At 69.9% G+C, this 23,525-nt stretch carries 21 protein-coding genes and 3 pseudogenes; 5 read left to right on the top strand and 19 right to left on the bottom strand.

Features of this window, described 5'->3' with window-relative positions:
• The first annotated feature begins 182 nt into the window (after positions 1–182).
• Positions 183–896 carry a nucleotidyltransferase domain-containing protein gene (locus tag AQJ84_RS22500; protein ID WP_053191766.1) on the top strand — a complete coding sequence of 238 codons (714 nt, stop codon included), beginning with the start codon at positions 183–185 and terminating at the stop codon, positions 894–896.
• Here the strand turns inward: AQJ84_RS22500 and AQJ84_RS22495 are convergent.
• The 4 genes from AQJ84_RS22495 to AQJ84_RS22480 all read right to left on the bottom strand — a co-directional run bounded on the left by AQJ84_RS22495 (position 857) and on the right by AQJ84_RS22480 (position 4,018).
• A complete protein-coding gene (locus AQJ84_RS22495) occupies positions 857–2,011 on the bottom strand; it encodes a GTP-binding protein (RefSeq protein WP_030044669.1) in 1,155 nt (384 codons plus the stop codon). The genes AQJ84_RS22500 and AQJ84_RS22495 overlap by 40 nt on opposite strands.
• A 6-nt stretch (positions 2,012–2,017) precedes the next feature.
• Entirely contained in the window at positions 2,018–2,188 is a 171-nt protein-coding gene (gene rpmF, locus AQJ84_RS22490; RefSeq protein ID WP_030044668.1) for a 50S ribosomal protein L32, read from the bottom strand.
• Positions 2,189–2,319: 131 nt separating this feature from the next.
• Positions 2,320–2,724 (bottom strand): (2Fe-2S) ferredoxin domain-containing protein, encoded by a 405-nt coding sequence (locus AQJ84_RS22485; protein WP_030044667.1) that lies wholly within the window; start codon positions 2,722–2,724, stop codon positions 2,320–2,322.
• A 64-nt stretch (positions 2,725–2,788) separates the two neighbouring features.
• Positions 2,789–4,018, bottom strand: coding sequence for a right-handed parallel beta-helix repeat-containing protein (locus AQJ84_RS22480; protein WP_030044666.1), 1,230 nt, complete (start codon positions 4,016–4,018; stop codon positions 2,789–2,791).
• A 98-nt stretch (positions 4,019–4,116) separates the two neighbouring features.
• Here AQJ84_RS22480 and AQJ84_RS22475 point away from each other — a divergent pair, with 98 nt between their 5' ends.
• Entirely contained in the window at positions 4,117–4,608 is a 492-nt protein-coding gene (locus AQJ84_RS22475) for a phosphatase domain-containing protein (RefSeq protein ID WP_030044665.1), read from the top strand.
• Between the two features lie 39 nt (positions 4,609–4,647).
• Here AQJ84_RS22475 and AQJ84_RS22470 read toward each other — a convergent pair whose 3' ends face one another.
• On the bottom strand, positions 4,648–4,863 hold the full coding sequence (locus tag AQJ84_RS22470; RefSeq protein WP_030044664.1) for a dodecin: 216 nt from the start codon (positions 4,861–4,863) through the stop codon (positions 4,648–4,650).
• A 124-nt stretch (positions 4,864–4,987) separates the two neighbouring features.
• Positions 4,988–5,215 (bottom strand): annotated as a pseudogene (locus AQJ84_RS22465) (L-histidine N(alpha)-methyltransferase); the annotation flags it as partial.
• Between the two features lie 142 nt (positions 5,216–5,357).
• Here AQJ84_RS22465 and AQJ84_RS22460 point away from each other — a divergent pair.
• Positions 5,358–6,238 (top strand): annotated as a pseudogene (locus AQJ84_RS22460) (helix-turn-helix domain-containing protein).
• A gap of 296 nt (positions 6,239–6,534) precedes the next feature.
• Here the strand turns inward: AQJ84_RS22460 and AQJ84_RS22455 are convergent.
• The 12 genes from AQJ84_RS22455 to AQJ84_RS22400 form a co-directional block, all read right to left on the bottom strand.
• Positions 6,535–7,548, bottom strand: a complete 1,014-nt coding sequence (locus tag AQJ84_RS22455) for a sugar phosphate isomerase/epimerase family protein (RefSeq protein ID WP_030044662.1) — start codon at positions 7,546–7,548, stop codon at positions 6,535–6,537.
• Positions 7,549–7,654: 106 nt separating this feature from the next.
• Positions 7,655–8,851, bottom strand: a complete 1,197-nt coding sequence (locus AQJ84_RS22450; protein ID WP_053191768.1) for a Gfo/Idh/MocA family protein — start codon at positions 8,849–8,851, stop codon at positions 7,655–7,657.
• Between the two features lie 27 nt (positions 8,852–8,878).
• The gene (locus AQJ84_RS22445; RefSeq protein WP_030044660.1) at positions 8,879–10,321 is read right to left on the bottom strand and encodes a sugar porter family MFS transporter; all 1,443 of its coding nucleotides are present in this window, start codon (positions 10,319–10,321) and stop codon (positions 8,879–8,881) included.
• Between the two features lie 39 nt (positions 10,322–10,360).
• Positions 10,361–11,857 (bottom strand): CoA-acylating methylmalonate-semialdehyde dehydrogenase, encoded by a 1,497-nt coding sequence (locus tag AQJ84_RS22440; protein WP_030044659.1) that lies wholly within the window; start codon positions 11,855–11,857, stop codon positions 10,361–10,363.
• A gap of 29 nt (positions 11,858–11,886) precedes the next feature.
• Complete coding sequence (gene iolD / locus AQJ84_RS22435) at positions 11,887–13,770, bottom strand: 3D-(3,5/4)-trihydroxycyclohexane-1,2-dione acylhydrolase (decyclizing) (protein ID WP_053191771.1); 1,884 nt, start codon at positions 13,768–13,770, stop codon at positions 11,887–11,889.
• Positions 13,770–14,651, bottom strand: coding sequence for a 5-deoxy-glucuronate isomerase (gene iolB, locus AQJ84_RS22430; protein WP_030044658.1), 882 nt, complete (start codon positions 14,649–14,651; stop codon positions 13,770–13,772). The genes iolD and iolB overlap by 1 nt, the downstream gene beginning before the upstream one ends.
• Positions 14,648–15,520, bottom strand: a complete 873-nt coding sequence (locus AQJ84_RS22425) for a Cgl0159 family (beta/alpha)8-fold protein (RefSeq protein WP_030044657.1) — start codon at positions 15,518–15,520, stop codon at positions 14,648–14,650. Before AQJ84_RS22425 ends, iolB begins: the two co-directional genes overlap by 4 nt.
• A 4-nt stretch (positions 15,521–15,524) precedes the next feature.
• Positions 15,525–16,529, bottom strand: coding sequence for a 5-dehydro-2-deoxygluconokinase (iolC, locus tag AQJ84_RS22420; protein ID WP_053191773.1), 1,005 nt, complete (start codon positions 16,527–16,529; stop codon positions 15,525–15,527).
• Between the two features lie 155 nt (positions 16,530–16,684).
• The gene (locus AQJ84_RS22415; RefSeq protein WP_030044655.1) at positions 16,685–17,536 is read right to left on the bottom strand and encodes a sugar phosphate isomerase/epimerase family protein; all 852 of its coding nucleotides are present in this window, start codon (positions 17,534–17,536) and stop codon (positions 16,685–16,687) included.
• Positions 17,537–17,583: 47 nt separating this feature from the next.
• Positions 17,584–18,483 carry an ATP-binding cassette domain-containing protein gene (locus AQJ84_RS22410; RefSeq protein WP_053191776.1) on the bottom strand — a complete coding sequence of 300 codons (900 nt, stop codon included), beginning with the start codon at positions 18,481–18,483 and terminating at the stop codon, positions 17,584–17,586.
• A gap of 7 nt (positions 18,484–18,490) precedes the next feature.
• Positions 18,491–19,570 carry an ABC transporter permease gene (locus AQJ84_RS22405; protein WP_053191778.1) on the bottom strand — a complete coding sequence of 360 codons (1,080 nt, stop codon included), beginning with the start codon at positions 19,568–19,570 and terminating at the stop codon, positions 18,491–18,493.
• Positions 19,570–20,589 (bottom strand): sugar ABC transporter substrate-binding protein, encoded by a 1,020-nt coding sequence (locus tag AQJ84_RS22400; RefSeq protein WP_030044651.1) that lies wholly within the window; start codon positions 20,587–20,589, stop codon positions 19,570–19,572. The genes AQJ84_RS22405 and AQJ84_RS22400 overlap by 1 nt, the downstream gene beginning before the upstream one ends.
• Before the next feature lie 347 nt (positions 20,590–20,936).
• On the opposite strand from AQJ84_RS22400, the gene AQJ84_RS22395 reads away from it, so the two are divergent.
• Positions 20,937–21,905 (top strand): LacI family DNA-binding transcriptional regulator, encoded by a 969-nt coding sequence (locus AQJ84_RS22395; RefSeq protein ID WP_374935402.1) that lies wholly within the window; start codon positions 20,937–20,939, stop codon positions 21,903–21,905.
• 192 nt (positions 21,906–22,097) lie between these two features.
• Positions 22,098–22,672: pseudogene (locus tag AQJ84_RS22390) on the top strand (cation:dicarboxylate symporter family transporter); the annotation flags it as partial.
• Here the strand turns inward: AQJ84_RS22390 and AQJ84_RS43755 are convergent.
• On the bottom strand, positions 22,663–23,049 hold the full coding sequence (locus tag AQJ84_RS43755) for a hypothetical protein (protein ID WP_051870248.1): 387 nt from the start codon (positions 23,047–23,049) through the stop codon (positions 22,663–22,665). The pseudogene AQJ84_RS22390 and the gene AQJ84_RS43755 sit on opposite strands and share 10 nt — an antisense overlap.
• Between the last annotated feature and the right edge of the window lie 476 nt (positions 23,050–23,525).

Raw genomic sequence — 23,525 nt, 5'->3', positions numbered from 1 at the left:
GGGGCGGCGGCATTCCCGCGCCCCGCGGAAAACCGCGTGACCGCGATCGGGCAGGTCACCACAATGGGGCAGGTCCCCGCGGCGGCCCAGGTGCGTCCCGGTCTTCGCGGTGGCCGCCCGTCCGCCCAGGTCCGCGTGGCGGCCGCTCGTCCCTGTCATCCCGCACCGGAAGGCGGCCCGCCGTGACCGTCCCGAACATCCTGCTGTCCGGCATCGTCGGTTCCACCGCGTACGGCCTCGCCCACGCCGGATCCGACGTCGACCGGCTCGGCCTCTTCGCCGCGCCCACCGCCGAGCTGCACGGCCTGCGCGGCCCGAAGGAGTCCCACGTCACCACGGCACCGGACCGCACGCTGCACGAGGCCGCCAAGTGGTGCCGGCTCGCCCTCGGCGGCAACCCGACCGCCATGGAACTGGTGTGGCTGCCTGACGAGCTGTACGAGGTGCGCACCCCGCTCGGCGACGAACTGATCGGCATCCGCACGTCGTTCCTGTGCGCACAGCGCGTCCGGGACGCCTACCTCGGCTACGCCACCCAGCAGTTCCGGCGCCTCGAGAACCGCGGCGACGGCTCGTTCTCCGCGGACACCCGCAAGCGGACCGCCAAGCACGCCCGGCACCTGAAGCGGCTGTGCCACCAGGGGCTGGAGCTGTACGCCACCGGGCGGCTGGCGATCCGGGTCGAGGATCCCGAGGAGTACCACGCCTTCGGTGAGCGGGTCGCCGCCGACCCGTCGGCCGCGCTGCCGCTGCTCAGGTACTACGAGACCGCCTTCGACGAGGCGACCCCGGCGCTGCCGGAGCGCCCCGACGAGACGGTCGTCGAGGCGTGGTTGCACCGGGTGCGCGACCTCTTCTACACCTCTGCGTGGTCGCAGGCCTCGTCGATGCCGTAGGTGTCCCAGCCGGGGAACGGATCGACGGGCGGAAGGGGCTCATCGGACCTCACCAGGCAGCCGGCCAGGGCGTCCTGGAGCGCCTCGGCCTCCAACCGGGTCCCGATGAAGACCAGTTCCTGCGCGTACGGAGCCTCCGGATCGCGGGCGGCGGACGGCTCGAACCGCGCCACCGAACCGGCCTGGGACCACAGGCCCGTCACTCCCGGACGGCTCGCCAGGGCGAAGAAGCCCTTGGAGCGCAGGATCCGCCCGTACCTGCCGCTGTCCAGCTCCTCGGTCACGAAGTCCCACAACCGGCCCGGATGGAAGGGAAGTCCGGAGCGGAAGACGATGGAGGAGACCCCGTACTCCTCGGTCTCCGGCACGTGGTCGCCGTTGAGCTCCCGCACCCAGCCGGGTGCCTGCTGGGCCCGCTCGAGGTCGAACAGGCCGGTGTCCAGCACCTCGCCGAGGGCGACCCGGCCGTGCAGCGCCGGGACGATACGGGCCAGGGGGTTGAGCCGGCCGAGCGCCGCCCTCAGCCGGTCCGCTGAGTCCTCGTCGACGAGGTCGAGCTTGTTGAGCACGATGACGTCGGCGAACTCGACCTGGTCGACGAGCAGGTCGCTGACGGTGCGTTCGTCCTCCTCGTACTGGTCGAGTCCCCGCTCGGCCAGTTCGTCGCCCCGCTCGAGTTCGGGCAGGAAGTTGGCGGCGTCCACGACCGTGACCATGGTGTCCAGACGGGCGAGGTCCCCGAGGGTGGCGCCGTCGTCCCGGGCGAAGGCGAACGTGGCCGCCACGGGCATCGGTTCGGAGATGCCGGACGACTCGATGAGCAGGTGGTCGAAGCGGCCCTCGCGGGCCAGTCGGTCGACCTCCTCCAGGAGATCGTCCCGCAGGGTGCAGCAGATGCACCCGTTGGTCATCTCCACCAGCCGTTCCTCGGTCCGGGACAGGGCCGCCTCGCCGCCCCGCACCAGGGCGGCGTCGATGTTGACCTCGCTCATGTCGTTGACGATGACGGCGACGCGCAGTCCTTCGCGGTTCGCGAGGACGTGGTTGAGCAGGGTCGTCTTGCCCGCTCCGAGGAACCCGGACAGCACGGTGACGGGCAGCAGGTCGTGCGGCACCGGCGCTCAGCCCTCGGGGCGCAGCAGCCCGCGCTCGTACGCCCTGACCAGGTTCTGCGGTACGAGGTGACGCACGCCGTCGATCGTGACGGGTACGAGCGTGGGGGTGGCGGCCTTCCACTGCGCGCGGCGGTGGCGGGTGTTGCTGCGGGACATCTTCCGCTTGGGTACGGCCATGACGGTCCTCCTCGGTGGGTGAGCACCGAGGACGCTACATGAAAATGGATCCCATTAACAATTAGCGGGGTCCGGCGGGGCCGGGCGGGGCCGGGCGGGGCCGGGCGGGGTCCGGCGGGGTCCGGTGGCCTTCAGCGGCGGGAGCGCACCCGCGCGTCCCGAGGCGGCTTGATGAACTGCAGCTCCAGCGTGGGCGGCGGCTCGGCGACACCGGGGCCCCCGGCCGCCGCCCACCGCACGACCTCCTCGGTGCTGTCGTCGTCCATCACGAACCCCACCCACACGGCCCGTCCGCCGGCCCGGCGCCCGGCGGTCGAGGGGCGCACGACGATCACGTTGGCCTGGTCGCAGGGGCCGAGACAATCGGTCGTACGGACCTGGAAGCCGTGCTCGGCCGCGCCCGCGCGCAGCAGTTCGAGCTGCCAGACGGGGTCGGTGCCGGGCTGCTTGCGGGCGTTGCCGCAGCAGCAGCCCCGGCAGACGACGAGGGTGCAGGAGCCGGAGCCGGTCAGGAGCGTACGGGGCGTCGAAGGCATGGGAGAAGCATGCGTCCTCCACTGATCACCCGGTGCCGCCGGGGTGGTCTGGACGCGTTCGCGGTCAGAGGCGTGCCCCGACGCTCGCCCCGTTCCGCGGAACGAGGAACGACGGTGCCGACGGCAGCGAACCGTCCGCCGTCCGCGCGCCCGTGAGCGGGGCCGGGTCGGTGCTCAGCACCGAGGCCGCGTTCCAAGTGCCGCCGAGATTCCAGGAGTTGCCGCTGGACACGGTCGCCGAACCGAGCGCCACGGCACGCGCGTCGGCGACCGACAGGTTGGCGGTGAGGGAGGCCTTGCCGCCCGAGACGTCCACGTCGAAGCCCGTACCCGCGTTGCCGTAGGTGGAGTTGCGGGTCAAAGCCAGCGCGCCGGGGTTGCCGTTGTCCGTGACACCGTGCGCCGCGTTCTTGAAGGAGACGCTGTTGCGCAGGACGTGGGCCACGGCCGGCGCCGGGCTGCCGCCGCCGAGCTTGAAGCCGTTGCCGTCGCCCGCGAAGTCGGGGAAGCCCCAGCGGTTGAAGCCGTTGCCGTACGCGACGGTGTTCTCGACCAGGATCGGCGAGGTGAACTTCCAGTTGTCGAAGCCGTCGTCGACGTTGTTCCACAGCCGGGCGCCGCGCACCACGTTGCCCGTACCGCTGCCCTCCTTGACGGCGAGACCGTCGGCGCTCTCGCCGTTCTTGCGCGGGTCGCGGTTGGAGTGACTGTCCAGGTTCAGGATCTGGTTGTTGCTGGAGGCACCCTGGAGCTGGAAGCCGGACTCGTAGTTGTCGTGGGTCCTCAGGCGCGCGAAGACGTTGTTGTCGCAGCCGTCGCAGTACACGCCGTAGGGGCCGTTGACGATCTCCAGATCGGAGATCCGCCAGTACGACGCCTCCTGGTGGATCGCTCCGCGTTCGGCTCGCGGGATGCTGCCGCCGACCGGGGTGTGGCTCGCGGGCAGCTGCTCGCCGTCGATGACGACCCGCTCGCCCTGGTAGGCGCCGAGGGTGATGGGCTGGGAGGCGGTGCCCGAGGTGGTGAGGGTGATGTTGTCGGTGAGGGTGTACGTACCCCCGCGTATCGCGATGGTGTCACCGGGCCTGGCCAGGTCCACCGCCCGCTGGACGGTGCGCAGGGGCTGGGCGAGGGTCCCCGCCGCGGAGTCGCTGCCGCCCGTGGCCACGATCAGGGTGGTCGCGGCGGCGGACGCCTCGCCCACGGGCGCGGCGGACGCTGCGCCCGCGGGCCCCAGGCCCGTCAGCAACGCCGCGCTCGCCAGTGCCGCCGTCCAGATCGACGTGTTGCGCATGGGATCTCCCGCCCTCGCCGTGCCTGCCGTGTCGCACAGCAGTGGTCGCCCGGGGCGGGAAGGTTGCCGGGGGTGCGGGCCGGTCTAGGGTGGGCACCGTGACCGACAGCAACAAGCGCCCGCTCGCCGTGTTCGACCTGGACAACACCCTCGCCGACACGGCCCACCGGCAGCGGTTCCTGGAGAGGAAACCCCGCGACTGGGACGCCTTCTTCGCCGCCGCGCCGCACGACCCGCCGATCGCCGAGGGCATCGCGCTGGCCAAGGAGAGCGCGCGGGAGTGCGAGGTCGTCTACCTCACCGGGCGGCCCGAGCGCTGCCGGCGCGACACGCTCGACTGGCTCGCCGCGCAGGGGCTGCCCGAGGGCAGCGTGTACATGCGGCGCAACGACGACCGCAGGCCCGCCCGGCGCACCAAGCTGGAGATCCTCCGCCGCCTCGCCCGCACCCGCGAGATCCGGGTGCTCGTGGACGACGACGAGCTGGTGTGCGAGGACGCCGAACGGGCGGGTTTCACCGTCGTGCGGGCACGCTGGGCGGCCCGGTCCGCGGAACTCGAGGCGGCACAGGAGCGGGAGGGCCGGACCTGAGGGCCCGGCCCGTCGACGCTCCGCAGAACCTCGCGCCCGTCAGTCCGACTCGTCCAGCCGGAAGCCGACCTTCAGGCCGACCTGCCAGTGCGCCACCTGACCGTCCTCGATCTGGCCCCGCACCTGGGTGACCTCGAACCAGTCGAGGTTGCGGAGGGTCTGCGAGGCGCGGGAGATACCGTTGCGGACCGCCTGGTCGACGCCGTCGGGCGAGGTACCGACGATCTCCGTGACCCGGTAGGTGTGGTTCGACATGCGGGGGCTCCTCTCCGCGGTGACGACGGTGTCACCTGTGTCGGGTGTGTCGGGCGCGTCTGGGCGCGTCATTTCCACCGTGCCCCAAGCCGTGGCGGAGCGCGAGACGGCCCGTCGCCCGCTGTCACCGCGCCACGCTGAGGGACAGCGCGATCCGGCCCTCGCCGTCCGTCCACCAGTGGGCCAGATCCAGGCCCGCCGCGGACAGTTCCGCACGGACACCGTCCCTGCGGAACTTCGCCGACACCTCGGTGCGCAGTTCCTCCCGCGCCGCGAAGTCGACCGCGAGGTCGAGCGCGGGGATCTTCACGGTCTGTGCCGTACGGGAGCGCAGCCGCATCTCGATCCACTCCGAGGGACTTGATGGCACCTGTGATGAATGTGGTCGTCATGCGTTCACTCTCGGCTGACGCCGAGAGGAGAGCCAGTGCCCTCTGCGACGGTAGGACTGCCGGTACCAGGCACAGCGGCCGTCCGGCGGACACAATGGCCGAGTGGACGAGACCCTTGGCACGGCACTGCGCCGCTGGCGCGACCGGCTTTCCCCCATAGACATCGGGCGGACCGCACGGCCCGGACGGCGTGCGGCGGGGCTGAGGCGCGAGGAGCTGGCCGAGCTCGCCGGACTCTCGGTCGACTATATGTGGTGCGGCTCGAACAGGGGCGCGCCACAAACCCTTCGGCACAGGTCGTCGCGAGCCTGGCCAGAGCACTGCAGCTGGAACCCGAGGAGCGCGACTACGCGTACCGGCTGGCCGGCCTCCTGCCCCCGCACGACGGGGCGATCTCCACGCATGTTCCGGCGGGGGTCCAGCGGATGCTGGCTCGCCTCGGGGAGTTCCCCGTGGGCGTGTTCAGCGCCGACTGGACCTTGCTGTCCTGGACTCCGGCATGGGCGGCGCTGCTGGGCGACCCCAGCGGGCGGACACACGCGGAGCGGAACCTGGTGCGGGCGGTCTTCGCCTCGGGGCCCACCGGGCTCGCCGCCTGGCCCGTGCAGCAGGAAGGCGACACCCTGACCTCCGCCCTCGTGGCCGATCTGCGCACCGCTCTCGTCACCTATCCCCACGACCGTGGCTTGGTTGATCTCGTGGAGGAACTGCGCTCCACCAGCGCGGAGTTCGCCCGCCTCTGGGACGAGGGCGCGGTCGGTCTGCATGTCTCGGCCCGCAAAACCGTCGTGCACCCGCAGGTCGGCGAGGTGACGTGCGACTGCGATGTGCTCACCGTCCCGGGCTGCGACATCCGCCTCGTCGTCTACACCGTGGCCGCGGGCTCCCTCGATGCCGAAAGGCTGGAGTTCCTCCGGGTCACGAACGGAGCCGGCGCCGACGGGTCCCCCCGTCCGGGGCCCGGACTGTTCTCGGCGCCGTGACCACCCGACCGGCCAGACCCGTCAGGCGGCTCCAGCACCACGTACCACGGCTGGACCCAGCGGACACCAGTGGAACCAACCTCATGAGATGGCACAACTAGCCGATCGTGATCGGGCGTGCAGCCGCGACGAACCGAAGTATCGACAGCGGCCCTCGACCCCACGGCGAAATGGGCCCCGCGCATTCAAGGACGGGTACGGCCTCGCGCCCCGACATTGGGCGGGAGGCCGTACAGCACGGCCGGACTACGGTCCGGCTGCTGCGCCGGGCAGGCTCTTGCAGGGGGCCTTGGCGGTCACGATCGCAGGGACTCCTGGAGTGCCGCGTCGGCCGCCTTGAGTACCTCGGCGGCCACGGCGACGCCCTCGACGCGGTCGAGTTCGGTGTCCTCGTGTTCGATGTTGACGAGGATGTCCGGGTCGACCTCGTGCAGGGCGCGCAGGAACTCGGTCCAGTAGGAGACGTCGTGGCCCTTGCCGAGGGCGACGAAGTCCCACGCGGACTGCTTGGGCCACTCGTTGGCCCACTCGTCGCCGCCGAGGTTGGTGCGGGGCTCGTCGGGCGACAGACGGCGGAAGCTGTTGTCGAGGACGCCGTTGAGGGCGGCGTACTCGGGGTTGATGCGGACGTCCTTGGCGGCGGCGTGGAAGACGAGCTCGCCGAGGTGGCGCACGACCGCGACGGGGTCCATCTGCTGCCAGAACAGGTGGGAGGCGTCGAGCTCGACCCCGACATGGGTGGCGCCGGTGAGGTCGATGAGCTTGTGCACGTCGGCGGAGTTGAACACGAGGTTCTGCGGGTGCAGTTCGAGGGCGACCTTGACGCCGTGGTCGCGGGCGAGGCGGTCGGTCTCGCGCCAGAAGTCCGCGGCGATCTTCCACTGGTGGTCGAGGACGTCCAGGGCCGCGGAGTTCCAGGCGTTGACGATCCAGTTGGGGCGGGTCGCGCCGGGCTCGCCGCCGGGCAGTCCTGACATGGTCACGAGGCGGTTCTGTCCGAGCCGCTCGGCCAGCCGGATGGAGCGGCGGATGTCCTCGGCATGCTTGTCGCCGATGACGGGGTTCGGGTGCAGCGGGTTGCCGTTGGCGTTCAGTCCCGCGATGGAGACGCCGGTGCCCTCGAAGAGGCCGAGGAAGTCGTCGCGTGCGGTGTCGCTGACGAGGATGTCGTCGAACGTCTGCACGTGGACCGCCGGCAGGAAGCCACCGGTGTTGAGTTCAAGGCCGGTCAGGCCCAGGTCGGCGACGACTTTGATCGCTTCCGGCAGTGGGCGGTCGTGCAGGACCGCGTTGTAGAGGCCGAGCTTCATGGTGTGTTTCCTCAGTCCTTCTCGGGGCCGGTGGCGTCGGCGGCAGGGGGGGCGCCGGTGGGGAGCCGGCGCCGGACGTGCGTGTTCCGTCTGGGTACGGGTGGGTTCAGGCGACGGGCGGGACGGCGGTGACGGCGCCGTCGTTGAGGGAGGAGTCGACGACGGCCCGGATGATCTCCATGGTCCGCAGGCCGTCGGCGAAGGTGGCGCAGGGCGGCAGCGGCTCGGTGACCCCCGCGACCTGGTCGAGGAAGGCTCGGGCCTGGTAGGTGAAGTTGTCGCCGTTGCTGGCGCCGACACCGGGTGCCTCCATCGGGACACCGCCCGCGAAGTACGGCATCTGCGGGCCGGCGATGATCTGCCGGGCGCCGCGGGTACGGGCGTCGGGCTGGGCGTCGTCGAAGAGGTACTCGGCGGGCCGGTGCTGGTCGAATGCGGCCCGGCCGCCGACGCCCAGGACGTCGAAGGCGAGCCCGTTGGGCAGCCCGAAGCCGGTGCGGGTGACGGAGAAGGTGCCGACCAGGCCGGACTCGAAGCGGGCGGTGAAGGAGGCGGTGTCCTCGTTCTCGACCTCGCCGAACTCGTCCGAGACCGGGGCCGCGTTGTGTCCGATGACCGCGCCCAGCGGCAGGGGCCGCTTGGTGATCTGCGTCGACAGCACGGCACCGGAGACGGAGACGATGGGTCCGGCGACGTACTCGGCGGCGTCGATGACGTGCGAGCCGACGTCGCCGAGCGCACCCGAACCCGGGCCGCCCTTGAACCGCCAGCTCAGTGGCCCGTTGGGGTCGGTGGCGTAGTCGCACCAGTAGCGGCCGCTGAAGAGCGTGAGGTCACCGAGCTCGGCGCGCTGGACATGCTCGCGGATCGCGGCGATGCCGGGGGAGCGGCGGAAGGTGTAGCCGACGGCGGTCACGACGTCGGCGGTGCGCTCCAACTCGGCCATGGCGCGGGCGTCTTCGAGCGACCCGGCCAGCGGCTTCTCGCACAGCACGTGCTTTCCGGCGGCGACCAGCGCCTCCGCGATCGGGCGGTGCAGAGCATTTCCTACGACGATGCTGACGGCGTCGATCGTCGGGTCCTCGGCGACGGCCTCCCAGCTCGGGAGCGCCTTCTCGAAGCCGTACCGGCGGGCGGCGTCCTCGCCGAGGGCCGTGTTGGCGTCGGCTATCGCGGCCAGTCGGACCGGCGGCAGACCGGCCCCGAAAACGGTGTTGACGTTGCGGTATCCGGCGGCGTGGCTGCGGCCGGCCATACCGGCCCCGATCACCGCGACGGAGATCGGCTTGCTGGACGAGGTCATGGCGGTGCCTTTCAAAAGGAAGAGTGATCAGGCGGCGTATTGCCGACGGAAGTAGGACTCGATGGCTTCCATGGAGCGGCCCCTGGTCTCGGGGACGGCACGGAGGTAGTAGACGAACGTGGCGGCGTTGACCGCGGCGAAGAGCAGGAACGTGGTTCCGCCGACCGCGTCGATGAGCGGCGGGAAGACCAGAGTGACCACGAAGTTGGCCATCCAGGTGCCGAAGACGGCCGTGCCCATCGCGAAGCCGCGCAGCCGGAGCGGGAAGATCTCCGAGAGCATCAGCCAGAACACGGTCGCGATGCAGCCCTGCATGAACAGCAGGAAGGTCAGCATGGCCCCGAGCACCAGATAGCTGCGGGCGGGCGACTCGGGCAGCACCATGAAGAAGAACGCGATCAGCAGCAGCGAGAACGTGACGCCGACCTGCCCGGTCAGCAGCATCGGGCGCCGGCCGTACCGGCCCAGCAGCCACATGCCGGTCGAGACGGCGAGCACGGCCACGACGCCGTTGGCGATGGTGGCGGTCAGGGCCGCCTGGGTGCCGAGGCCGGTGTCCAGCAGGATCGTCGGTGCGAAGTACATGATCGAGTTGACGCCGGTGAGCTGGGTCAGGGACGCGAGCGCGAAGCCGAAGACCACGATGCGCCGCACCCACGGCGTGCCGAGGTCATGCCACCCTGCGCGCGGCTCCCCGGCATCCGCCGTGACCCGCCGCTTGATCTCGGCGAACTCCTCGTCGACGTGCCGTGCGTCGCGGATCAGGCCCAAGGTGCGCTCGGCGTCCTCGAACCGGCCGCGTGAGGCCAGCCAGCGGGGGGACTCGGGCACGAAGAGCATCCCGATCCACAGCAGCACGGCGGGGATCGTGGCGATCGCGAGCATCCAGCGCCACACACCCCCCTCGCCCACGGTCCGGGCGATGACCGCGTTCGAGGTGTACGCGAGCAACTGCCCGGTGACGATCATCAGTTCGTTCTGGGTCACCAGCCGGCCACGACGGTCGGCCGGGGCCAGCTCGGCTATGAACACGGGAACCGTGGCCGACGCGCCACCGACGGCCAGCCCGAGCAGCACCCGGAACAGCACCATCGTCCAGAGTTCCGGCGCGAGCGCGGTTCCCAGCGCACCGACGAAGAACAGCACCGCGAGCCCGAGAATCGTCCGCCTGCGCCCGTGCCGGTCGGCGAGCCGACCACCGAACAGGGCACCGCAGGCGGCGCCGAGCACGAGCGACGAGGCGACGACCCCCTCGGCCAGCGCGGTGAGCCCCAGCCCGCCCTCGTCGGGCGAGCGTGACATGAAGGGGAGCGCACCGGAGATGACACCGGTGTCGTAACCGAAGAGCAGCCCGCCGAACGTGGCGATGACGGTGATGGTCCGCAGCCGCCGGTAGACCTCGGGCGAGGCCTGTCCCGTGTCGGCCGCGTCGGTGGTGGGGGCCGGTGTCGTGTCGTCCCTGACGTCCATGGCCACCTCCTGTGAGTCGAAGCGTGTGGGGGACAGGGGTCAGCTGGAGGTGGGGAAGTTGAAGCCCGCGGCGACCTGCTGGGACTGCTGGGGCCAACGCGTGGTGACGACCTTCGGCCGGGTGTAGAAGCGGATGCCTTCGGGGCCGTGGATGGGGTTGTCGCCGATGAGGGAGTCCTTCCAGCCGCCGAAGGAGTAGTACGACATCGGGACCGGGACCGGGACGTTGATGCCGATCATGCCGACCTTGATGTTGCGCTGGAATCGGCGGGCGGCTTCGCCGGAGGCGGTGAACAGGGCGGTGCCGTTGCCGTAGGGGTTGCCGTTGATCAGGTCGATCGCCTCGTCCAGGCTGTCGGCGCGGACGATGACGAGGACCGGGCCGAAGAGCTCCTCCTTGTAGGCGTCCATCTCCGCCGTCACGTGGTCGAGCAGGGACGGACCTGTGAAGAAGCCCTCCTCATGCCCGTCGATCTTGAGGCCACGGCCGTCGACGACGACGGTGGCGCCCTGCGTGGCGGCCGTGCCGACGGCGTTCTCCACGCGCTCCTGAGCGGCCTTGGTGACCAACGGCCCCATCTCCACACCCGGCTTGTCACCAGGCCCGACCTTCACCTCGCGGGCCTTGCGCTCCAGGATCTCGGCCAGGGCGTCGGCCGCGTCGCCGACGGCAACGGCCACGGAGACGGCCATGCAGCGCTCGCCCGCGGAGCCGTAGGCGCCGGCGGTGATGTGGTTGGCGGCGAACTCCAGGTCTGCGTCGGGGAGGACGACGGCGTGGTTCTTGGCGCCGCCGAGGGCCTGGACGCGCTTACCGTGCGAAGTGGCCTGCTCGTGGACGTACTTGGCGATCGGGGTGGAGCCGACGAACGACACCGCTTCGATGCCGGGGTGGGTCAGGATCGCGTCGACCGCGTCCTTGCCACCGTGCACGACGTTGAAGACGCCGTCCGGGAGGCCGGCCTTCTTGTAGAGGTCGGCGACGAAGTTGGCGGCGGAGGGGTCGCGCTCGCTGGGCTTGAGGATGAACGTGTTGCCGGTGGCGATGGCGACGGGGTGCATCCACAGGGGCACCATGGCGGGGAAGTTGAAGGGGGTGATGCCGGCGACGACGCCGAGGGGCTGGCGGAAGTTGTGGACGTCGATGCCGCGGGAGACCTGGTCGGAGAAGGATCCCTTGAGTACGTCGCCGAGACCGCAGACGTACTCCACGACCTCCCGGCCGCGGGTGATCTCGCCGCGGGCGTCGTCGACAGTCTTGCCGTGTTCGGCGGAGATGATCCGGCCCAGCTCCTCCTCGTGCTCCACGAGCAGCTGACGGAAGTTGAACATCACCTGGGTGCGCTGGGAGAGGGAGGACTCCGACCAGGTCTCGAACGCCTTCGCGGCGGCCGCGACGGCGGTGTCCACGTCGGCGGTGCCGCCGAGGACGACCTGGGCCTGCTCGGCGCCGGTGGCCGGGTTGAACACCGGCTGGGTGTCCGAGGTGGAGCCCTGGGTGGGTGAGCCGTCGATCCAGTGCTGGATGGTCTTCACGGTGCGGGTTTCCTTTGCGGGGACGGGACTTACAGGTAGTGCCGCTGGGCGCGCTTGTTCGCGGCGTAGGTCTCGTACGCCGCCTGGGTGGAGTCGAGGGCGGAGACCTGGCTGACGGGGACGTCCCACCAGCCGTGGCCGGGCGGGTTCGGGCCGTACAGGTCGGTCTCGACGTGGACGACCGTGGTGCGACTGGCGGCCTTGGCCTTCTCCATCGCCGTACGGAACTCGTCCACCGACGTGGCGTGCAGGACGTCGGCGCCGAGCGAGGAGGCGTTGGCGGCGAGGTCGACGGGCAGGATGCCGCCGTCCAAGTGGCCCGAACGGTCGTCGCGGAAGCGGTATTTGGTGCCGAAGCGCTGGGAGCCGAGTGATTCGGACAGGGCGCCGATGGAGGCGAAGCCATGGTTCTGGACGAGGACGATGATGACCTTCAGTCCCTCGGAGATCATGGTGACGATCTCCTGGGCCATCATCAGGTAGGAGCCGTCGCCGACGAGGACGACGACTTCACGCGTCGGGTCGGCCATCTTGGTGCCGACGCCGGCGGCGACTTCGTAGCCCATGCAGGAGTAGGCGTATTCGACGTGGTAGGCCTTGGGGTCGCGGGCCCGCCACAGCTGTTGGAGGTCGCCGGGCATGGACCCGGCGGCGTTGATGACCACGGCCCGGTCGTCCAGGGTGTCGTTGAGGGCGCCCAGGATCTGCGTCTGGGCAGGCAGCTCGCCGGTGTTGCGGTCCGGGGCGAAGCACTCCTCCTCGATCTCCCGTGTGCGGGCGATGAGTTGGCGGGTGCGCTCCCGGTACTCCTCGTCGACCTGCCAGTCCGTGAGCGCGCCGGCGAGTGCCTGGACACCGAGCCGGGCGTCGGCGACCAGTGGCTCCGCCGAGTGCTTGACGGCGTCGAGGCGGGCGACGTTGAGGTTGACGAAGGCGACGTCCGGGTTGCCGAACACGGTGTGGCTGGCGGTGGTGAAGTCGGAGTAGCGGGTGCCGATGCCGAGCACGACATCGGCGTCGCGAGCCAGCTCGTTCGCCGCGTAGGCGCCGGTGGACCCGACACCGCCGACGGCGCAGGGGTGGTCCCAGGGCGCCGCGCCCTTGCCCGCGTGGGTGTCGGCGACCGGGATGCCGGTGGCCTCGGCGAAGGCCCGCAGGGCCGTTTCGGCGCCGGAGTACACGGCCCCGCCACCGGCCACGATCAGGGGCTTCTTCGCGTTGCGAAGCAGCGCGGCCGCCCGCTCGACGGCGGCGGGCTCCGGCACCGGCCGGCCGACGTGCCACACCCGCCGCCGGAAGAAGTCCACCGGCCAGTCGTAGGCCTCCGCCTGCACATCCTGCGGCAGGGCCAGAGTGACAGCGCCGGTCTCCACCGGGTCGGTGAGCACCCGCATCGCCGCCAGCGCGGCCGGGATGAGCTGTTCGGGTCGCTGGATGCGGTCGAAGTACTTGGACACGGCGCGGAAGGCGTCGTTGACGGTGACGTCCCCGCCCCGGGTGTCCTCCAATTGCTGGAGTACAGGGTCGGCGACCCGGGTCGCGAACATGTCCGAGGGGAGCAGAAGGACCGGGATGCGGTTCGTGGTGGCCAGTGCCGCACCCGTGATCATGTTCGTCGAACCGGGACCGGTGGAGGCGGTGCAGGCGAAGGCGGCCAACCGGTCGCGCATCTTGGCGTACGCCACCGACGCGTGGACCATGCCCTGCTCGTTACGGGCCAGATAGTAGGGCAGGTCCGCCTCTTCGGTGACCGCGGCCTGCAGCAGTGCCTGGCCGATGCCGGCGACGTTGCCGTGCCCGAAGATGCCCCACACCCCGGGGATCAGGCGCTGCTCCTGGCCGTCGCGCTCGCTGTACTGGGCGGCGAGGAAGCGGACCAGGGCCTGCGCGGTGGTGAGCCGGATCGTTTCCATCAGTGCTTCTCCTCGGCCCCGAACGGCAGCCGGTCATCGATGTCTTGCGTGTCCCAGGTGACGCGGACCCAGCCGTGGGCGGGGTCGTCGCAGATCAGCCAGGCACGGTCCTGGCCGGGGCCGGCCATGACGTTGAGGTAGTAGAGGTCGTAGCCAGGCGCGGCGATCGAGGGGCCGTGCCAGCCGTGCGGGATCAGCACGGTGTCGCCGGAGCGGATCTCGGCGAGCACCTCGATGGGCCGCTCGGGGGTGCCGTAGACCCGCTGGTAGCCGAAGCCGTCCTCGCCGCCGGAGACCTCGAAGTAGTAGATCTCCTCCAGCTCCGACTCCACGCCCGGATGGGCCTCGTCGTGCTTGTGCGGCGGGTACGAGGACCAGTTGCCGCCGGGTGTGAGCACCTCGCACACGAGCAACTGCTCGGCCTCGAACGTCCCGGGCAGGCAGTAGTTGTTGACCTGGCGCGAGCAGGCGCCCGCGCCTCGCAGTTCGACGGGAACGTCCTCCTTGCGCCCGTACCGAGCCGAGTGACCCCCTTGCTCGGTACGGGCGGAGGGCAGCGCGAACGTTCCACCGGTCGCGCTGCTGATCAAGGCCTCCGACTCGCGGGGGAGATACGCGAAATCGGTGACCGAGGCGAACACGCCTGTCCGGCCCTCGAGCTCGAAAGCCTTGCCGTCCGTGGTGACGGTGCAAGACCCCGTCAGCGGCAGGACCAGGAACTCGGAGTCCTCGGTGGACAGGGCGTGCGCCTCGCCCGGCTTCAGGGTCAGGATCCTGAGGCCGGAGTATCCCCAGCCCGCCGACTCGGGCGTGACCAGGAGGTCGTAGGGGCCGTCGGCCGAAGTCCCCTTCGGCAGGTGGTACTTGCTTGCAGCGGTCACAGCAGGCTCACCGCCTTGTCGACCGCGCCGGCGACGTCGCCGCCCGCGGGATAGAGCAGCGAGCGCCCGACGACCAGCCCCTGCGCGGTGGGGAGCTTGAGGGCCTTGCCCCAGGAGGCGAACGCGGCCTCGGCGTCCTTGACCTCGCCGCCCAGCAACACGGCGGGCAGCGTCGAGGCGGCCAGTACACGCTCCATGTCGGGCACGACGGGCAGCTTCAGCCAGGTGTAGGCGGTACGGCGGCCCAGGCCGGAGGCGATGGTGACCGACTTGATGACGGCGTCGGTGGACAGGTCGTTGCGGATCTTTCCGTCCTGCCAGACCGACAGGAACGGCTCGACCATGGCGATGAGTTGACGGTCATTGAGCTCGCTGACCGCGCGGGCGGTGTTCTCCAAGACCGACGGGGTCGCCGGGTCCTCCAGAGCGATCCGGGTCAGCGTCTTGCCGCCGTCGAAGCCCATCGCCGCGATCGTCTCGGCGTCGTAGCCGGTGAACCGGTCGTCGATCTCGAACACCGAACCGGCCAGCCCGCCCCGGTTCATGGAACCGAAGACGCTCTTGCCGTCGAGGACGCCGAGCAGCAGCAGGTCTTCGAGGATGTCGGCGGTGCCCAGCACACCGGTCACGCCGGGCCGGTCCAGGGCGATGCACAGCCGGTCCAGCAGCTCGGCGCGGTCGGCCATCGCGTTGGGGTCGCCGCCGACGCCGTTGGCGCCGCGGGCGGGGTGGTCGGCGGCGATGATCATGGTCTTGCCGTGCTCGCCGAACAGCGAGGTGGCCTTGATACGGCGGGCGGCGGCGGCCGCGATAGCGCCCGGGTCGCTCACTCGGGCGGCCACGATCCGGCTCACGTTGTCGGACAGCACGTCGTCACGCCTTTCGTTCGGTGGACGCCTCGGCGGAGGCTTCGGTGGCGGCTTCGGCGGAGGCGAGAGAGGCCTCCTGAAGCTTGGCGTCGACTTCGGCCTTGGTCGGCATCGCGTCGGAGCAGGACAGCCTGCCCGCGACGATCGCGCCGGCGGCGTTGGCGAAGGACACCGTGCGTGCGGAGTCCCACCCGGACAGCAGCCCGTGGCACAGCGCCCCGCCGAAGGCATCACCGGCCCCCAGGCCGTTGACGACGTCTACCGGCACCGGCGGGATCTCGGCGGTGGTGCCGTCCCGGTCCATGGCCAGGACCCCCTTCGGGCCCTGCTTCACGACGGCCAGTTCCACACCGGCGGCCAGCAGTGCCTTCGCGGCCGCGTACGGCTCACGCTCGCCGGTGGCGACCTCGCACTCGTCGAGGTTGCCGACCGCGACCGTGGTGTGCCGCAGGGCTTCGGCGTAGTAGGAACGCGCCTCAGCGGGGTCGCTCCAGAACATGGGACGCCAGTCGAGGTCGAAGACTGTCGCCCCGGCCTTGGCCCGGTGAGCCAGCGCGGCCAGCGTGGCCGACCGGCTCGGCTCCTCGCTCAGCCCGGTGCCGGTGAACCAGAAGATCCGCGCGTCCCGCACCGCGTCCAGGTCCAGCTCAGCTGCCTGGATGTCCAGGTCGGGTGCCTTCGGCAGCCGGTAGAAGTACAGCGGGAAGTCGTCCGGCGGGAAGATCTCGCAGAACGTCACCGGCGTCGGCGCGATGTCCGACGTACCGACGTACCGACTGTCCACCCCATATCCGTTCAGGGCCGTCCGTACGAAGTCGCCGAACGGGTCCCGGCCGGTCTTCGTGATCACGGCCGCGGAGCGCCCGTAGCGGGCGGCGGCCACCGCCACGTTCGTCGGACTGCCGCCGAGGTACTTGCCGAACGAGGTGACCTCCGCCAGTCCCACGCCTGTCTGGAGCGGATACACATCCACCCCGACGCGGCCAAGGGTGAGCACTTCGAACGGCATCGTTCTTTCCTTCGTTTCGGAGGAATCAGCAGGTGGAGCGAGGGCTTAAAGCGCTTTAAAAACGCCTTGTGGAGGACCTTGCCCTCCCTTAAATGTCATGTCAATAGGTTGTTACGACGAGAATTCGCCGACGGGAGGCAGAGCTCCCACGGAGGTCAGCGCGCCAGGTACTCCGCGATCTTTTCGCGCATGAGCACCGAGGACTCCTTGGCCCGTTCCTCCCACGCGAAGACGCAGGCGGTCAGCGTGCCGTCGAACCCGTGGGTGCGCAGCTCGCGGAAGAGCTCGTCGAAGTCGACCTCGCCCTCGCCCATGTCCAGGTGCTGGTGGATACGGGCCGTGGTGCCGGGCGGGTTGAGGATGTAGCGGTTGCCCGAGGAGGCGGTGTGGTCGAAGGCGTCGGCCAGGTGGACGTGGGTGAGCAGATCGCCCGCGTACTCGATGATGCCGGGGGCGTCGTTGCCGATGTGGAAGGTGTGCGGGGCGCAGTAGAGGAAGGTGACGTTGGGGTGGTTGATGCCCCGGATCAGATTGATCGCGTCGTAGCCGTTCTCGATGAAGTCGTCCGGGTGCGGCTCCAGGGTGAGCTTGATGCCCTCACGCTCGAAGACCGGCAGCAGCTCGTCCAGGGACTTCCAGAACTGCGCCTCGCTGCGGTCGGGGTCCTCGGGGCGGCCGTTGAACTCCGAGATCATGCTGTCCACGCCGAGGTCGGCGGCGATCTGGATGGAGCGCTTCCAGTACCGTACGGCGGCCTGACGGGCGTCCTCGTCCGGTCCCGACCAGCGGAACAGCGGCAGCAGGGAGGAGATGCCGACGCCCGCCGAGTCCAGCGCCTTACGGAACTTGCGGACCGTTGCGTCATCCACGCGGGGGTGACGGAAGAAGGGGATGAAGTCCTCGCGGGGGGACAGCTCGATCCACTCGTAGCCCAACTCGGCCACCACGCCTGGCAGTTCGAGCAGCGGGACGTTGCGGATCATGTAGGGGTCGAGGGCGATCTTCATGGGCGTTTGCCTTCGGGTCGGGAGGAAGGGTGGATCATTCGTGGGATTCAGGCTGACCCGTCCGGTGCGGTCGCCGCGGGGGTGGTCACATCGCCCTCTTCCGGGAGCTCCTCGGTGTCGACACCGCTGACCTGTGCCAACTCGTGCTTGAGTGCGGCGAGTTCGGCGCCACCGGCCATGTGGTTGGTGAGCTCTTCGAGGCTGACCTCGTCGCGGGAGGCGGACAGTTCCAGGGTGCCCAGGCGCAGGACGCTGAAGTGGTCGCCCACCATGTAGGCGTGGTGGGGGTTGTGGGTGATGAAGATGACGCCGAGGCCGCGGTCGCGGGCCATGGCGATGTACTTCAGGACCACGCCGGACTGCTTGACGCCGAGGGCGGCGGTCGGCTCGTCGAGGATGAGGACGCGGGCGCCGAAGTAGACGGCGCGGGCGATGGCGACGCACTGGCGCTGGCCGCCTGACAGAGTCCCGATGGGCTGTTCGAGGTCGTCGAGGACGATGCCCATGTTGCGCAGTTCCTCGTCGGCGGTCTTCTTCATCGTCTCGATGTCGAGGCGACGCAGCGGCCAGGGGCCCTTGGTCATCTCGGAGCCGAGGAAGAAGTTGCGCCACACCGGCATCAGCGGGACGACGGCGAGGTCCTGGTAGACGGTGGCAATACCCGCGTCGAGGGCCTCGCGCGGAGTGGAGAAGTGTACCGGCCGCCCGTCGACGAGGAGCCCGCCCTCGGTGTGCTGGTGCAGCCCGGAGATGATTTTGATCAGGGTGGACTTGCCGGCGCCGTTGTCGCCGAGGACGCAGGTCACCTTGCCGGGGTGGACGGACAGGCTCACGCCGTGCAGGGCGCGGATGTTGCCGTAGGACTTGCCGGTGGCCTTGAGTTCGACGACCGGCTTGCCGTCCTCGGGCACCGTCTCGGCGGGCTGGGTCTCGATGGTGGTTGTCATGGGATGGTCACCTCCGGGTCGCCGCGCGGCTGACCCACAGATTGATGAGCGTGGCGCCGAGGAGCATCACGCCGAGGAAGGCCTTGAACCAGTCCGGGTTCCAGCCGGCGTAGACGATGCCCTGCTGCACCATGCCGAACATGAAGGCACCGAAGACGGGCCCGATCGCGCTGCCGGAGCCGCCGGTGAGGAGACAGCCGCCGATGACGGCCGCGGCGATGTAGATGAGCTCCTGGCCGACGCCCTCGCCGGACTGGACGGTGTTGAAGGCGAAGAGCTGGTGCATGCCGACGAACCAGGCGCCGAAGCCGACCAGCATGAACAGGGAGATCTTCGTGAAGGCCACCGGGACACCGACGGCCCGGGCGGAGTCCTTGTTGCCGCCGACCGCGAAGATCCAGTTGCCGTACTTGGTACGGAGCAGCACCCAGGTGGCCAGTGCGGCGAAGGCCAGCCACCACACGACGGTGATCTTGACCTGGACGACGCCGACGTCGAAGGACGAGGAGAACAGTGCCTTCGCCTGGCTGAAGCCGTCCATGTCGCTTATGTCGTCGGTCGCCACATTGCCGGTGATCAGCTTGGTGACGGCCAGATTGACACCCTGGAGGATCAGGAACGTGCCCAGCGTGACGAGGAAGGAGGGCAGGCCGGTCCTCATCAGCAGCCAGCCGTTGAGGAACCCGATGCCCAGCGACGCGACGAGCGCGACGATCACGCCCACCCAGACGTTCATGCTCAGCTGGTAGGCGACCATGCTGGCGGTGAGCGCCGAGGCGATCACGCCTACACCGGCCGAGAGGTCGAACTCGCCGCCGATCATCAGCAGCGCGACCGGCAGCGCCATGATCCCGATGGTGGACGACTGGTAGAGGATGTTCGCCATCGAGCCGCCGTCGCGCACCGGCGGGGCGGATATCAGGAAGAACACCCATACCGCGACGGCGCCGAGGAAGACACCGATCTCGGGTCGGGCCAACAGCCGTATGGCAAGGGGGCGTTCGGTGGTCCGCCCGTCCTTCTCCGTGCCGGGGCCGGGGGCCGGCGGTGTAGTCACCGCCGCCGCAGCCTGCTGGGTCATGCTCATCACCGGGTGCCCTTCGCGGCGAACGCGGCCACGGTGTCGACGTTGGCCTTGTCGACGAACGCCGGGCCCGTCAGGATCGGCGCCTCGCCGCCGCCGCTGTAGTTGCCGTTGTTCTTGTAGAGCCACAGCGAGTCGACGGACAGGTAGCCCTGGAGGTAGGGCTGCTGGTCGACCGCGAACTCGATGGAGCCGCCCTTGATGGCGGAGATGAGCTCCTTGTTGAGATCGAAGGTGGCGATCTTCGCCTTGCTGCCCGTCTCGTCGACCGACTGCGCGGCGGTCAGTGCGATCGGGGCGGCGAGCGTGACCACCTCGTCGATGGAGGAGTCCTGCTTGAGCTTGGCGGTGATCGTCGACTTTACCGACGGCATGTCGGCGCCATTGACGTAGAGCTTGGTGGTCTTGCCCTTGAAGTTCTTCTCCACGCCGGCACAGCGCTGTTCGAGGTTGACCGCGCCCTGGACCTGCACCACGCACAGGGCGTGCTGGGCGCCGGTGGAGTTGAGCTTGGTGCCGAGTGCCTGGCCGGAGACGGCCTCGTCCTGGCCGAAGAAGGAGAGCAGGCCCTGCTCCTTCCAGTCGGACATGCCGGCGTTGAGGCCGACGACGGGGATACCCGCCTTGACGGCCTTGGCGACGACTTCCTTCATGGCGTCCGGCTTGGCGAGGGTGACCGCGATGCCGTCGACCTTCTGGTCGATGGCGTTCTGGACCAGGGCAGCCTGGTCGGCGGCGCTCTCGTCGTTGGAGTAGATGAGCTTGAGGTTGTCCTTGGCCGCGGCGGCCTCGGCGCCCTTGCGGATGGTGTCCCAGAAGGTGTCACCGGAGGGCGCGTGGGTGATCATCGCGACCGTCATACGGGGGGTGTCGGCCTTGCCGGCGGAGATGTCGCCCGCTTCCTCCTCGGCCTTCTTGCCGCCGGAACTGCTGGAACAGCCCGCGAGGATCAAGGTGGCCGCGGCGGCCACGGCCACGGCGGGGGCGATCTTGCGGGAACGGGAACGCGCTGTGCGGTTCATGCGTGCACCTCACTGTGCAGCTGGAAGGAGGTCGGAAAAGCGTCTGGGGGACCGGGATTATGCGCCAGCCACTGGGTGTGCTCCGGGAGTGCGGAGTGTCTGGAGGCGGAGTGTCGCGGGCAGTGGGGGTGGCTGCCGCGCCGTGCGCCCGCGTCGTTGCTCTTGAGCTGGCTTCGTCGGAACAACAGGACAATTTAAAACGCTTTAAGTTCTGGTACTATCAACCTTGTTTTGTGAGCGTGTCAAGGGTGTTGCTCAAGGAGATTTGCCGTGGGGAGGCGCAGGTGGACGACGGCGGTACGGCACGTCACCGCAACGGCGCGCACAAACGTCCCAGGTTGGAGGACGTGGCCGCAAGGGTGGGCCTGTCCACGGCCTCGGTGTCACTGGTACTGCGTGGAGTGGCCGGCCCGAGCGAGCGGACCCGGCAGCGGGTCCTCAAGGCGGCCGCCGACCTCGGCTACCAGGTGGACCGCACCGCAAGCACCCTGGCCAGCAGGCGCAGTCGGCTGCTCGGCGTCATGGTCGACATCCACAGCCCCTTCCACGCCGAGCTGGTCGAACATCTGCACACTGCGGCCGAGGAGGTCGGCTACGACCTCGTCCTGTCCACGCTGACCCGCACCCGGGACGAGCAGACCGCCGTGGAGACGCTGCTGGCCTTCCGCAGCGAGGCGCTGATCCTCCTCGGCCCGACCTCGCCCGCGGACGTGCTCGCCGTCCTGGACAACAAGGCGCCCGTCATCACCGTCGGCCGCCGGATCGCCGACGCCGCGCTGGACGTCGTACGGACGGCGGACGACGAAGGTGTGGGGCAGATCGTCGACCACCTGGTCGGACTCGGTCATCGAGAGATCGTCTACGTCGATGGCGGCAAGGGTGTCATCGCCACCGACCGCCGCCGCGGCTACCGCACCGCCATGCGACGCCACGGACTGGGCGACCGCATCCGGGTCCTCGCCGGGGACAACACCGAAGCGGCCGGTGAACGCGCTGCCCGCCACCTCCTCGACGGCCCCGAACTCCCCACCGCGGTCGTCGCGTTCAACGACCAGTGCGCCATCGGCGTCCTCGCCGCCTTCACCCGGGCCGGTGTCTCCGTCCCCGGCCGGATCTCCGTGGTCGGCTACGACGACGACACGCTCTCCCGGCTGAGCTGCTTCAACCTCACCACCGTCAGCCAGAGCGCCCGCGAACAGGCCCGGCACGCGGTGACCGCGGCCGTCGAACGCCTCGACCAGGACCGCACCGAACCCCGAGAGGTCGTCCTCACCCCGCGCCTGATCGTGCGCGGCACCACGGGCCAGGCTGTCTGAACCCCGTTCTCCCGCGGCGGCTGAGGTCTCCCACCGTCAACCGGCGTCGCCGACGCGTCGCGGCACCGTCTCCGGAGCTGCCTTCCGGGCCGCCCTGGCACTTGGACGAAGATCCAAGTTTTGGCTGCCTGGGGCCTGTGGACTTCTATGAAGCCGGACTTGATTCATAGTGGCCGACACGTTGCGGAAACTCAGTATCGCTCCATGGAAATGCTGCTCGCCCTCGATACCGCCTCCAGCGAGACGGTCATGCCGCGCATGATGCAGAAGCTGCGCCACGCGGGCTGCCGCGACGACGCCGTGGGTCTGGTGGTTCCCACCGGCTACTCCTTCAACCTCGACGGGGCCTCGATCTACCTGTCCATCGCCACCCTGTTCATCGGCGTCGACCTCACCCTCGGCCAGCAGGTCACCGTCGTACTGATGCTCATGCTCACCAGCAAGGGCATGGCGGGCGTGCGGGTTCGGCATTCCTCGCCCTGTCGGCGACGGCGTCCGCGCTCGGGGTCATTCCCGCCGGGGCCGTGGCCCTTCTGCTGGGCGTGGACCGCATCATGGACTCGATGCGGGTGGCGACCAACCTTCTCGGCAACTGTGTGGCGGCCTTCGCGGTCTCCCGCTGGGAGGGCGCGCTGGACCTGGGGCAGGCGAAGAAGGCGCTGAACGGCGAGGCCGCCTTCGTACCGGACCCCGATCGCCCGGCGACCTCGGCCGATCCCGTCGTCCGGCCCGAGCCCGTCCGCTCCGCGGAGAAGCCTTACCACTGAGGCCTTTGTGAGGGTGGCATCGCGATGCCGTACGCGGCTTCGTACTCGGAGGAGATCTGGTAGAAGACCGGCTCGTCGACCGCGAGGCGAGTGAACTCGCCCTGCTGCCGCAGACATCCGCCGTTGTCGGCGTGCAGCCAGGGCGAGTACGCGATCCGTATGGTCACCGAGCCGGGCTTCGGCAGGTATACGACGAGGTAGGCGTCCGAGGCGCTGACGACCTCCGCGGGCGCGGTCACGAGCGGTTCCGCGTTCCGTACCCGGTACAGGTGCCAGTGCGCGTCGCTCCACACCGGCTCCAGCCAGGCCGGGCCTGCGCGCACCAGGCGCGCCTCCGCCGCTCCGTACCGGTCGGGCTCGGCGTCGGAGACGGCCACATAGCCGACGGCCCACCGGTCCAGCCAGGCCCGGTAGGCCGTCGTGGTCAGGGTGCCGTCGTAGATAGAGCTGGCCGCGTTCCATGTCCAGTGGGGTGTTCCAGCCGCGGGCCATGTTGACGTGGGAGGAGAGCAGGGCGGCCTCGCGGTGGTCGTGGGCCGGGACGACCTCGACCCGGGTGCGGTTCGCGTCGAGCCGGTCGAGTTGGTGGACGAGCCCGTGGGTGTCGGCGGCCCATGCCGGGACCGCGTCCGAGCCCTTCAGAAAGGAGGCGGGTGTGCCCGACCCCAGCCAGAACAGGGAACCGGCCAACGCCAGCGCGAGGCCGCCGCGCTGATACCGGGCAGGCCGCTCCACGCTGAGCAGGCCGGCCAGCAGCACGGCGGGAGCGAACAGCAGCGCCAGACGCCCACGTTCGAGCCGATGGGGGAGGGGGTGAAGTAGGTGAGGACGACGCCCGCTCGCGTACACGGCG

This window comes from Streptomyces resistomycificus (genome assembly GCF_001514265.1).
GTDB lineage: Bacteria > Actinomycetota > Actinomycetes > Streptomycetales > Streptomycetaceae > Streptomyces > Streptomyces resistomycificus.
Note: the sequence above shows the minus strand (reverse complement) of the source record. Positions and strands in the feature narration are given on the sequence as shown.

Coding starts and splice junctions, on each gene's coding strand:
- AQJ84_RS22405 (WP_053191778.1), bottom strand. CDS start 19,570: ATGAGCATGACCCAGCAGGCTGCGGCGGCGGTGACTACACCGCCGGCC.
- AQJ84_RS22450 (WP_053191768.1), bottom strand. CDS start 8,851: ATGACCTCGTCCAGCAAGCCGATCTCCGTCGCGGTGATCGGGGCCGGT.
- AQJ84_RS22410 (WP_053191776.1), bottom strand. CDS start 18,483: ATGACAACCACCATCGAGACCCAGCCCGCCGAGACGGTGCCCGAGGAC.
- AQJ84_RS22470 (WP_030044664.1), bottom strand. CDS start 4,863: ATGTCGAACCACACCTACCGGGTCACGGAGATCGTCGGTACCTCGCCC.
- AQJ84_RS22485 (WP_030044667.1), bottom strand. CDS start 2,724: ATGCCTTCGACGCCCCGTACGCTCCTGACCGGCTCCGGCTCCTGCACC.
- iolC (WP_053191773.1), bottom strand. CDS start 16,529: ATGCCGTTCGAAGTGCTCACCCTTGGCCGCGTCGGGGTGGATGTGTAT.
- AQJ84_RS22415 (WP_030044655.1), bottom strand. CDS start 17,536: ATGAAGATCGCCCTCGACCCCTACATGATCCGCAACGTCCCGCTGCTC.
- AQJ84_RS22455 (WP_030044662.1), bottom strand. CDS start 7,548: ATGAAGCTCGGCCTCTACAACGCGGTCCTGCACGACCGCCCACTGCCG.
- AQJ84_RS22445 (WP_030044660.1), bottom strand. CDS start 10,321: ATGGACGTCAGGGACGACACGACACCGGCCCCCACCACCGACGCGGCC.
- rpmF (WP_030044668.1), bottom strand. CDS start 2,188: ATGGCCGTACCCAAGCGGAAGATGTCCCGCAGCAACACCCGCCACCGC.
- AQJ84_RS22400 (WP_030044651.1), bottom strand. CDS start 20,589: ATGAACCGCACAGCGCGTTCCCGTTCCCGCAAGATCGCCCCCGCCGTG.
- AQJ84_RS22480 (WP_030044666.1), bottom strand. CDS start 4,018: ATGCGCAACACGTCGATCTGGACGGCGGCACTGGCGAGCGCGGCGTTG.
- iolD (WP_053191771.1), bottom strand. CDS start 13,770: ATGGAAACGATCCGGCTCACCACCGCGCAGGCCCTGGTCCGCTTCCTC.